The following is an 11,599-nucleotide window of genomic DNA, read 5'->3' as shown; positions in this document are numbered from 1 at the left end:
AGCGCGACGGTGTCGTCGATGCCGATGCCGTGGCGGGCGAGCTCAGCCGCGAGGAGGTCGGAGCGCGCGTCGAGCTCGCGGTAGGTGAGCGTGCCTGCCTCGTGGCGCACCGCGAGGGCGTCTGGTTGCTCGCGGACCCGATCGCTGATGTCGTCGAGGATGCTGCGCCCGGCATCGCGAGCGGGCGGGCGGGCGAGTGCCGCGAGGGCTTGCTGCTCGACTTCGAGGAGGATCTCCGCATCGCCGATGCGTTCCCGCGGGTGGCGGACGAGCTGCTCGAGCAACTGGATGTAGCGCTGCAGCATCGCGCGGGCGGTGCGCTCGGTGAAAAGGTCGGTGGCGTAGGTGATCTCGATGTCGTAGCCGGCGTCTCCCGCGGCGCCGCTCATCAGGCCCTCGCTGAGGGTGAACTGCAGGTCGAACTTGGCGGTCCCCGTCTCGATCGCGCGGGCGGAGACCTCGAGCCCGCCGAGCTGCACCGCCGGGATCGCGAGGTTCTGGTAGGTCAGCAGCACCTGGAACAGCGGCGCATGAGCTGCTGTCCGGGCGGGGTCGATCGCGTTCACGATCATTTCGAACGGCACATCGAGCAGCTCGAACGCCGCGGCATCGCGGGCCCGCACGTCGGCCAGGTGCTCGTCGAAGGTCCGGCTCGCGACCACCGGGGTGCGCAGCACCGCGGTATTGACGAGCAATCCGACGAGATCGTCGAGGGCGGCGTCGCCGCGTCCCGCCACGGGCGATCCGATGGTGATGTCGTCCTGGCCGCTGATGCGCTGGAGCAGCACGCCCAGCGCGGCGTGCACCACCATGAACGGCGTGGCCCGATGGGCCCTGGCGAGCTGCTCGATCGCGTGGTGCAGCGGCGCGTCGATGGTGCCCCGCACCGTGGCGCCCGCGCCGGAGAGCACGCTCGGGCGCGGCTTGTCAGTGGGCAGGGCCAGCGCCTCGGGAAGGTCGTCGAGGATCGTCCGCCACTGGTCGAGCTGCTGGCCAGCCAGGCTGCCCGGGTCGCCCGGGTCGCCGAGCATCTCCCGCTGCCAGAGGGTGTAGTCGACATACTGCGCGGGAAGGGGCGCCCAGCCGGGGGCGGAGCCCGTGCGCCGGGCCTGATAGGCAACCATGATGTCGCGGGCGAGCGGCCGCATGGAGGAGCCGTCAGCGGCGATGTGGTGCGCGACGAGCACCAGGAGGTGGCGATCCGGTGCCTCGCGCAGCAGCACGGCCCGCCAGGGCAGCTCGCGGGTCACGTCGAAGCCCTGGGACGCGTGCGCCGCCATGCGCTGCTCGGTGGCGGCTGGCTCGACGTCCTCGATGATCATTCGCGGTGGCGTCCCGGCAGCGCGGATGAGCTGCACCGGACCATCACCGGTATTCGGGTAGGTGGTGCGCAGTGCCTCGTGGCGGTCGCTGATGTCGGTGAGCGCGAGCTCGAGGGCATCGGTATCGAGGTGCCCCTCGAGGACGAGGGCGAACGCGATGTTGTAGAGCGGCGAGGTGGCATCGAGCTGGTTGAGGAACCACATGCGTTCCTGCGCGTGCGAGAGCGGGATGCGGCCGGGTCGGGGCCGGGGCACCAGCGGCGGGCGGCCGGCGCTCGTGCCAGCCTCCGTGGGCGCGCTTGCGAGGCGCGCCGCGAGGGACTCGACGGTGGGATTGTCGAAGAGGTCCCGCACGGTGATGCTGCTGCCGAGCACGCTGTTGATGCGGGAGACGGCCATCGTGGCGTTGAGGGAGTTCCCGCCGAGCTCGAGGAACGAGTCCTGCGCGCCGGGCGTGCTGGTGCCGATGACATCGGCGAAGACCTCCGCGATGGCTTGCTCGGTGCCTTCGCGTGGCGGCCGGGACGGGGTGCTGTCGAGATCAGGCTCGGGCAGCCGGTCACGGTCGATCTTGCCGTTGACGGTGAGCGGCACCTCCTCGAGCGGGATGATGCGGGCGGGCACCATGTGGGACGGCAGGATCGCGGCCGCGTGCGCGCGCAGCACAGCGAGGTCCACCGAAGCGGCCGGGGTGACGTAGGAGACGAGGCGCTGGGCACCGTTGCCGGCACGAGCAGCCACGGTGATCGCGGTCGCCACGGACGGGTGCCGCTCGAGCGCGGCGTCGATCTCGCCGAGCTCGACGCGCAGGCCGCGGATCTTGATCTGGTGGTCGCGGCGGCCTATGTAGGAGAGCTCGAGGTCGCCTCCGGAGCCGCGCACCCACCGCACGCGGTCGCCGGTGGAATATAGCCGCGTGCCCGGTGCGCCGAACGGGTTGGCGACGAACGCTGCGGCGGTCAGCCCGGGCCGGGCGTGATAGCCGCGGGCCAGGCCGGGCCCGGTGACATAGAGCTCGCCGGGCACCCCGATGGGGACGGGCCGCAACTGGCTATCGAGGACGACGGCGTCGGTGCCCCGGATAGGGCCACCCATGGTGACGGGGCCCTCCGGCGCGAGCGGATCGGAGATCGCCACCATGATGGTCGTCTCGGTGGGGCCGTAGCCATTGTGCAGGCACCGTCCGGGGGCCCAGCGCGCCGCGAGCGTGGCTGGCACGTCCTCGCCTCCCGCGCACAGGTGCGCGAGGCCCGGCACGGCGCTCGGCGCCATGGTCGCGAGCACTCCCGGGGTGATGAAGGCATGGGTGACATCGTGCTCGCGGATCAGTTCCTCGAGCTGCTCGCCCGCGTAGGTGTCGGTCGGGGCGACGATCAAGCGGGCGCCCGTGCCGAAGGCCAGGAGGTACTCCAGCACGGCGGCGTCGAATCCCGGCGACGAGACGTGCAGGACGCGGCTCGCGGGCGTGACGCGGTAGCGCTGCTGCTGCTCGTCGCGGAAGTTCGCGAGCCCGCGGTGGGTGACCGCCACGCCCTTGGGGGTTCCCGTCGATCCGGAGGTGTAGATCAGGTAGGCGCAGGAATCCGCCGCGGGCTCGCGCGGCGCCTCGCTGGCTGCGAGGGGCTCGCGGGACTGCTGGTCGATGCGTTCACGCGTGGCGGGATCATCGACGACGATCCAGTCGATGGTGGAGGGGAGGCTACCTCGGTGCGCGGTCGTCGTGATGCCCACGGCGGCGCCCGCGTCGGCGAGGACATGCTCGATGCGGGCACGGGGATAGCGGGGGTCGAGGGGCAGGAACGGCGCGCCACTGCGCGCGATCGCCCACATCGCCACGAGCGCCTCCCAGGAGCGCGGCAGGGCGATCGCGACGGGCTGCTCGGCGAGCTCAGCGGCGGCTCGGGCACCGGAGGCGCCGAGGCGGGCGACGAGGTGCCGCGCGAGCTGGCTGGATGCCTGGTCGAGCTGCCCGTAGCTATAGATCTGGCCACGGTCGGTGACCGCGGGCGCGGCGGCGTGCTGCCGCGCGGTGGCGGCGAGGATCTCGCCGAGCGGGATGGGTGGCGATGCGGGTCGTCCGTGCACCGGCGCGAGCGCGGCCCGCTGCTCCTCCTCGAGCACGTCGGTGTCGCGCACCAGCATGGACGTGTCGCTGGTGATGGCCGCGAGCAGGCCCCGCATGCCCTGGAGCAGGGCGCGCGCATCCTCCTCGGTGAAGATGGCTCGCTGGTACTTGGCGCGCAGCGTGATCCCGTCCTCGACGAGAGCGACCAGCGCGAAGGGGTAGTGCGTCGCGTCGGCGACGCGGATGCCGCGGATCCTCATGCCTGCGAGGTCTGTCTCGGCGGTGAGCCCGGCACGGGCCACCGGGTAGGACTCGAACACTGCCAGGGTGTCGAACTCGGCTGCGTCGCCCACGGCCGCGACGATGGCGGCGAGGTCGGTGTGGTGGTGGTCGAGCATGCGGGCCTGCTGGTCATGGACGCGGCGCAGCAGGTCGGTGATGGTGTCGGCCGGGTCGATCCGGACCCGGACCGGAACGGTGTTGATGAACAGCCCGATGGTGTGGTCGATGCCTGGCAGGTCGGTGGGGCGGCCGGAGACGGTCGCGCCAAAGACCACGTCGTCGCGGTCGAGGAGGCGAGCGATGAGCAGCCCCCACGCCGCCTGGACGATGGTGTTGGTGGTGATGTTGAGCGATCGGGAGGTCTCCTCGATGGCCGCGACGAGGTCCTCGGGCAGGTCGGCGTCGAGATCGGCGGGCTCCTCGGCGACACCGACGGCCTGGCCCAGCGGCGCGAGCAGCGTCGGCTCGGCGCTGCCCTCGAGCAGGCGCGACCAGGCCGCGACGGATTCCGCGCCAGGCCTGGCCTGGAGCCACTCGAGATAGTCGCGGTAGGACCGCCCCTGCGGTGCCGGCGCGCCCGACGGACCGAGGACGTAGAGGGTGAGCAGGTCGCGCACGAGCAACGGCAGCGACCACCCATCGACAAGGATGTGGTGGCAGGTGACGATCAGCGACTGCTCGCCCTCGCGGGAACGGGCGAGCACGAGGCGCAGCAGGGGTGGGTCGGCGAGGTCGAACGGCGCGCGCCGCTGCTCGTGCTCGAGGTCCGCGAGCGCTGCTGGACCCGCGAGGTCGTCGATCACCGTCCATGGCGCGGGCGCCTCGTGCACGATCACTTGCCGGGGTGCTCCCGAGGCGCTTCCGGTACCGGCCGGGAACGCCGCGCGCAGCGCGCCGTGGCGGACGAGCAGCTCCTGCGCGGCATCGTGCAGGCGGTCGGCGTCGATCGTGCCGGCGAGCTCCAGGATGATCTGGGTGGTGTACACATCGCTTGCCGGTCCGGAGAGCTCGGCGTGGAAGCGCAGGCCCGCCTGCAGCGGCGCGAGCGGCACGATGTCATCGATGCGGCGGTAGCGGCGCTCGAGATGCTCGATCTCGTCCTGGGTGATCGTGACGAGTGGCACGTCGGAGGGCGTGAGGCCTCCGCTGCCGGGACGGGAGGCGTCCGTCGCGATGGCGCGCATCGCGGTGGTCCAGTGCTCGACGAGGCGGGCAGCGTCGGAGCTGCCCAGAACGCGGGTGGCGTGGTCGAAGCGGGCAACGAGCCGCGGGCCACCCGGTGATTCCTCGATGTAGGCGTTGAGGTCGAGGGCCGCGGCCATGGCCATGGCTGGGTCGGCGAAGCTGTTGTGCTGCGATGCCTCCGCGGCCGGGATCCAGCCCTGCTGGCGCAGCTCATCGGGAATCTCGAAAGTGGTCAGGCGACCCAGGTAGTTGACGCTGGCCTGCGGCGCGGTCGTGGTGCCCTCCGGCGCGGCGCCCGCGGTTCCGGGATAGCGGAGCAGCCCGTAGCCCATGCCCTTGCCAGGGATGGCGGCGATCCGCTCCTTGATGCGCTTGAGGGCATCCCCGATGGGTGGTCGCGCGGCAAGGGCGGCCTCGACGTCGATATCACCGAGGCCGAGCCGCACCGGGTACAAGGAGGTGAACCAGCCCACCGTGCGGGAGGGATCCGCGCCGGGCAGGATCGACTCCTCGCGGCCATGCCCCTCGGTGAGCACGGCGACGTCAGTGGGGGCGATTCCGTGCTCTGCCCGGAGCTGGTTGATGCTGAGCGCCAGCGCGGTCATGATCGCGTCGTTGATGCCAGCACGGTAGGCGGCGGGGAGGCGCTCGAGCAGCGCGGCGGTCACCTCGGGGGGGAGCGACGCGCGGATCGTGCGGGACGTGGCGACCGTATCGCGGCGGGGATCGAACGGCACGTCGAGGATCGGGATCCCTGCCGTGGCTAGCTGCTCCCGCCAGAGCTCCAGAGAACCGTCGGCGCGGTGCTCCTGGGCAAGCTCGGCGAGTCCGTGCGCCCAGCGGCGCAACGACGTCCCGCCACGGGGCGAGGCTTCCGCGCTGGTTGGCTGGACGGCGCTGGCCCGCGCGCGCTCGGCGCCGATCATCGCGAGGTCCGGCAGCAGGATCCTCCAGGAGACCCCGTCGATCGCGAGGTGATGGGCCACGATCAACAGCCGCCCTGGCTCTCCGGGCCGGGTGAACCACACGAGCTGGAGGATCACGCCCGCGAGCGGGTCGAGCCGCTGGGCCGCCGCGGCGAGCTGCTCGCCCACGAGGCGATCGAACTCGTCGCTGCCGGGCACCGCGCTCGCGACGATGTGCTGGAGCAGCGGGGCGACCCTGCTCTCCCCCGGCTGGCGGATCATGAGCCGCGCTGCGCCCCCGGGATCGACGAGGATCAGCCGCAGTGCATCGTGGCGGTCGACGAGATCCTGGAGGACATGCTCGATATCGCTGCGGGTGGCGGTCTCCGGCGTGGTGACGAGAACTGCCTGGCTGTAGCTGCTGTAGGTGCCGCGCTCGAGCATCCAATGGCCGTTGGGCAGCAACGGGGCGGTGCCCACGGGACCGCCGGGCAGCTCGGCCAGGCGGGGCTGCGAGGCGTGGTCGTCCCGGATGGCGACCTTCGCGAGCTCAGCGACGGTCTGGCGCTCGAAGACCTGCCGGGGAGTGATCAGGTATCCGGCGTCGCGCGCCCGGGAGACGAGCTGCATGGAGATGATGCTGTCGCCGCCGAGGGCGAAGAACGAGTCCTCGACGCTTATGGCCTCGATGCCGAGCACTTGCGCCATGATGTCCGCGAGGGCCTTCTCGGCCGGTGTCCGGGGTGCCACTTCGCCGGCGCTCGTCGTGCCTGGCGCGGGCGCGGGAAGAGCGTTGCGATCGACCTTCCCGCTCGCGGTGAGCGGCATGTCATCGAGCAGGACGATCGCATCGGGGACCATGTACAGCGGCAGCGCGCTGCCCACCCACGATTGCAGGTCGGCGACGCTCGTGCCGGGACTGGCAAGGACTACGTGGGCGATCAGCCGCTGGCCGCGATCGGTGGCTCGCACCGTCGCCACGGCATTGGTGACGTCGGGATGCGCGGCGAGCACGGCCTCGATCTCGCCGAGCTCGATGCGCTGGCCGCGGATCTTGACCTGGTAGTCGGTGCGGCCGATGTAGTCGAGCATGCCGTCGTCGCGCCACCGCACCAGGTCGCCGGTGCGGTACATGCGCGTGCCGGGAGGGCCATGCGGCGAGGCGATGAAGCGGTCCGCGGTGAGGTCGCCGCGGCCGTGGTAGCCGCGCGCGATCTGCGCGCCGGCGAGGTACAGCTCCCCGGCCGCGCCGATGGGGACCGGTTCGAGGAATCTATCCAGCACGTACGCCTGCGCGTTGGCGACGGGCGCGCCGATGGGCACGGACCGGTGCGGCATCATGTCGATGCGCGCGGCCGTGGCATGCACGGCGAACTCGGTGGGGCCGTAGAGGTTGTGCAGATGGGCATTGCTGAACTGGTGGAAGCGCGCGGCGAGGTCCGCCGGCAGCGCCTCTCCGGCCGCGAGCACGAGGCGCAGCGACTGGCAACGGCCGGAGTCGGCGCTGGCGACGAACGCGGCCAGCATCGACGGCAAGAACGAGGTCGCGGTGACCGCGTGCCGCTCGATCAGCCCCGCGAGCTCCACGGGATCCCGGTGCGCGTCGGGAGAGGCGACGATGACGGTGCCGCCGCTGAGCAGCGGCACGGTCATCTCCCACAGCGACACATCGAACGTCGACGGCGTCTTGTGGAGGATGACGTCATCGTTGCCGAACCCGTAGTGGTCGATCAGCCAGGCCGCCTGGTTGACGATGGCGCAGTGGCTGACCGCCACGCCCTTCGGCTTGCCCGTCGAGCCGGAGGTGAAGAGGACGTAGGCGAGCGATCCGGGCAGGACCGGGCCGCGCAGCTCGCTGGGGCGCAGCGCGCTCGTATCGTGGGACCGCACGCGGTCCTCGACCCCCGCGTCGTCGACGGCCATGATCGGCTCGCCCCGGTGCGCGATAGCAGGAAGGTCCGCCTTCTCGATGAGGATGCACGTGGGCGCGGCCGAATCAATGACGTGGTCGATGCGTTCGCGCGGATGATCCGGATCCACGGGAACATAGGCGCCACCAGCCTTCAGGATCGCCCAGAACGACACCAGCATGGCCGCGGAGCGCCGCTGTGCCACGGCCACGCGCTGCTCCGGGCCCACTCCAGCCTCGATGAGCAGGCGCGCGAGCCCGGACGACCTCTGGTCGAACGCCTCATAGGTCCAGCGGGACGTGTCGTCGATGATCGCGCTGGCTCGGGGCGTTCGCTGAGCGGACCGGGCCAGCATGCCCGGCAGCGTGGCATCGCCGGGGATGCCGAGTCGTCGCTGGTTCCAGACCGTGAGCACGAGGGCGCGCTCGTTGTCATCGAGCAGCGGGATGGCGGTGGCCAGCGTGCCGGGGTCCGCGACGGCGAACCGGCGGAGCAGCTCCATGAACCGGTGATAGTGGCGGTCTAGCTCCGCCGCGCTGTACCGCTCGGGGTTGGCCTCCAGATCGATGTGCGTGCGCGCCGTGCCCGAGGACGAGTACATGTTGACGGCGAGATCATCGACCGGCCCGGTGGAGAGCACGTTGATGCGTCCCACGACGTCACCGAACCGCACATCGGGCCGGAACATCATGATGTTGACCATCGGCCCGAAGAAGCTGCGATCCGCCGCCGCCGGACCATTGCCGCGCTGGATATCCTCGAAACGGTACTGCTGGTGCCGCAGCGCCCCGACCAGTTGCGTCTGCGTCGACTGCAGCAGCTCACCGATCGTGGTCCCGGGGCGCACGGACAACCGCAGCGGGACGATGTTGGACATCATCCCCCCGGAGGCGCGGGCCGACCGGGTGGTGCGCGCGGTGACAGGCAGGCTCAGCACGATCTCGTCCTGCCTCGTGAACTGCGCGAGGTAGGTCGCGAGCGCGGCGATGGAGAGGGGCGCGATGGAGCTGTTGAACCGTCGCGCGGATTCCTCGAGGCCCTGCTCGAGATCAGCATCGAGGGGCGCCGAGGCGATCCGGCTGACGGCGCACGCGGGGGCGGAGCGCGTGGCGAGGGAAGCGGGGTCGGGCAGGTCCTCGGTGTAGGCGCGCCAGTACTCCTCGTCGCGGCTGCGCCGCGTGGAGGTGGCGTAGGCGGCCTCATCCTCCTGCAGCTCCTGCAGCGAGTTGGCGGGAACGGGCTTGGCGGGCACGCCCTCGAGCAGTGCCCCGTAGATCGTGGCGGCCCGATTGAGCAGGGTGTTCGCGCCGAAGCCGTCGATGGTGACGTGATGCATCCGCGTGTACCACCAGTGGCGGCCCTCCTCGACGGTCAGGAGGTAGGAGACGGCGAGGCGGTCATTGACCATGTCGATCGGCGTGGAGCTATCCTGCCGCATGAACGCATGCGCTGCTGATCGCGGCTCAGGCTCGTGGGAGAAGTCGATCGGGACGATGTGGTCATCGATCCCGGGATCCACGAGCTGGTACGGGGTGCCGTCGGACTCGATGATCCTCAGGTAGCCGGAACCCAGCTCCCGGCCAGCCTGCTCCGCCGCCGCGCTGAGCAGCGCCCGGTCGATCGGCCCATCGAACTCGATGTACATGGCGATGTTCAGCGGCACGTCGGGATTCACCCGCTGGGCCAGCCACATGCCATGCTGCGCCGGCGACAGGGGAAATGCCTGCGGGGGCACTGCGCCACCAGGCCCGCCGCCCAGTGCTGCCTCTTCCATGCGGCTCCTTATCGCTGCCCCGTTCGTGCCCGCATCGTGCATGCCCTACGGAGCTGTGGCCGCTAGCCATCCCGGATGGCAACCGCCAGATGGCCACGCGGCCTGTGACCACCAGCACTCCATGCATGTACGTTACAACTACTTCACACTATGTCTGAAAAGTGACAGGGATACTGTATCTATCACACTGCTAGTGCTAGGGAGGATGCCCGGCACGGCGTCGTCCTGCTAGCCCCCGCACGGCGGGCAAACCGCGAGAACGGAGGATCGTTGCGCCCGGACGAGCATGCGCCCGACGAGCCCGTCGATGACGAGCCGCTGACCGAGACCACCCGGCCCGACGAGAGATTCACGCTAGCGAGCGAGCGCACATTCCTTGCATGGATCCGCACCTCCCTCGGCCTCATGGTCGCTGGGATCGCGCTCATCCACGTCGTTCCCGAGTTCGCCAACGAGACCATCCGCAGCCTCATCGGCGGATTGCTCGTTGTGCTCGCTGGCACCGCCGCCGCGGCCGGTCTCTCGCGCTGGCATGTCGTCGAGCGAGCCCTGCGCACGGGCTCCGACATGCCCGGCAGCAAGCACCTCGTGGCACTGACAACGGTAGTCGTGCTCGTCTCCGCCATCGCCGTGATCGCCATCATCGCCGACGCCCTCTCCGCCTGACCATGCCAGGCCAGCCCGGCACGCCGCCGCCGGAACCACCTCGCGCCGGGGACTCGATCGCGCTCGCGCAGCGCGTGGTGGCCCTGCTCGAATCAGGGGCGCGGCAATCCACCTACAAGCTCGCCACGCTGCTCGCCCTGATCGATGAGGCCGTGGAGAACCCCGTGCCGGAATCCGCCGAGCTAGCTGTCGCCATCCCCAGCCTCGCGCAGCGTGTGATCGGCTACTACTGGCCCCAGGTGCGCCCCTACACCACCGGCGGCCCGCTCCGGCAGGGATGGCCCCAGGGGTCCGCGACAAGACCGGATGGCGGCATGCCCCGCATTCCGCGGCTGATCGAGGAGGCACGCGCCGCGCTCCGCGCCGAGGGGCACGTCACCGCCGACCGTGCGAGAGAGTCAGGTTCCAGGGTGTATCAGCTCCTCGTCCGCGATGTCGCGCACCAGCTCGCCCGCAACCCGCTGACCTACCTGCAGACCCCCGTGCGTGCTCCGCAGGGCGTGACCACCGACTTGCTCTTCGATGCCAGCGGGTTCCATAACTCCATCAGCCGCGCCGCCCTCGACGCCCACGGCCCGCTCGTCCTTCGCCCCGGCGTGGCCGCCGCGCTGCGCGAGTGCGCTCCCCTGCTGCGCCCGGTCGTCGAGATGACCTGGATCGCCGATATCGTCCGGTTCAACGCGACCGAGCTCGACCACGACGATCTCGCGGGATTCCTCTTCGGCGCCGACCGCTCCTCGCTCATCCGGCTGCACGACCCCCTGCGCGACATCCAGCATGGCCGATGCTTCTACTGCGCCGCCCCGCTGCGGGCCACGCCCCACGTCGACCACGTCCTGCCCTGGTCGCGCGTACCGCTGGACGGCACCGCCAACCTCGTGCTCACCGACGCGCGCTGCAACAGCAACAAGCTCGCCATGCTGCCAGTGCGCGATCACCACGAGCGCGCCATCGGGCGGCCGGAGACGCTGCTGCGCGACCTCTCCGAGGCCTCTGGGCTGCCCGTCCTGCTCGACCGCACCACCGACGCCGGGATCGGCATCTACACCACGATCCCCACCGGAACGCTGCTGTGGCGGGGCCGCGGCTCCTACGAGATCCACCAGCGGCGCCGCGGCACAGGCTAGGCGTGCCAAGCCGGGGCTGCTAGCCCGCCACGGGCATGGCGGCTTCGCTGATCGCCTCAAGGATCAAGCCATGCTCGAATCCGCCCCGCTCGGCGCGCTTCTGCGCGGCCACGAGCTCCAGCTCGAGCCGGCCATGGCCATGCTGCGCGAGCAGCGAGAGCAGTACCTCATACAGGTCCGCGGCCTCGTCGAGCACCTCGTCGGGCTGGGCCGCGGTCAGCTCGGAGCATTCCTCCCCCAGCTTGCGCAGCAATGCCGCACGCCGCTCCTCGCCATCGACGACATGCACCCGCGGTTCCCTCCCGGAAGCGCGGATGATGTGCGGGATGTGGTCGCGTACCAGCTTGCTCATGACCACGATTT

The 11,599-nt window shown here is 70.8% G+C and carries 4 protein-coding genes; 2 read left to right on the top strand and 2 right to left on the bottom strand.

Annotated elements, in window-relative coordinates:
• On the bottom strand, positions 1–9,443 hold a 9,443-nt coding region (locus tag HT102_RS14490), incomplete at its 3' end, for a non-ribosomal peptide synthetase (RefSeq protein ID WP_192040140.1).
• 270 nt (positions 9,444–9,713) lie between these two features.
• On the opposite strand from HT102_RS14490, the gene HT102_RS14485 reads away from it, so the two are divergent.
• Together HT102_RS14485 and HT102_RS14480 are read left to right on the top strand one after the other, a co-directional pair.
• Complete coding sequence (locus tag HT102_RS14485) at positions 9,714–10,109, top strand: YidH family protein (protein WP_225443708.1); 396 nt, start codon at positions 9,714–9,716, stop codon at positions 10,107–10,109.
• A 2-nt stretch (positions 10,110–10,111) separates the two neighbouring features.
• Positions 10,112–11,236 carry an HNH endonuclease gene (locus tag HT102_RS14480; protein ID WP_225443707.1) on the top strand — a complete coding sequence of 375 codons (1,125 nt, stop codon included), beginning with the start codon at positions 10,112–10,114 and terminating at the stop codon, positions 11,234–11,236.
• Positions 11,237–11,255: 19 nt separating this feature from the next.
• Here the strand turns inward: HT102_RS14480 and HT102_RS14475 are convergent, their stop codons facing one another.
• Positions 11,256–11,588 carry a nucleoside triphosphate pyrophosphohydrolase gene (locus HT102_RS14475; RefSeq protein ID WP_192040139.1) on the bottom strand — a complete coding sequence of 111 codons (333 nt, stop codon included), beginning with the start codon at positions 11,586–11,588 and terminating at the stop codon, positions 11,256–11,258.
• Between the last annotated feature and the right edge of the window lie 11 nt (positions 11,589–11,599).

Origin of the sequence: Lolliginicoccus lacisalsi, assembly GCF_014841105.1 — a bacterium.
Lineage (GTDB): Bacteria > Actinomycetota > Actinomycetes > Mycobacteriales > Mycobacteriaceae > Lolliginicoccus > Lolliginicoccus lacisalsi.
The sequence above is the reverse complement of the archived record's forward strand: the minus strand, read 5'-3'. Positions and strand labels throughout refer to the sequence as shown.

Coding starts and splice junctions, on each gene's coding strand:
- HT102_RS14480 (WP_225443707.1), top strand. CDS start 10,112: ATGCCAGGCCAGCCCGGCACGCCGCCGCCGGAACCACCTCGCGCCGGG.
- HT102_RS14475 (WP_192040139.1), bottom strand. CDS start 11,588: ATGAGCAAGCTGGTACGCGACCACATCCCGCACATCATCCGCGCTTCC.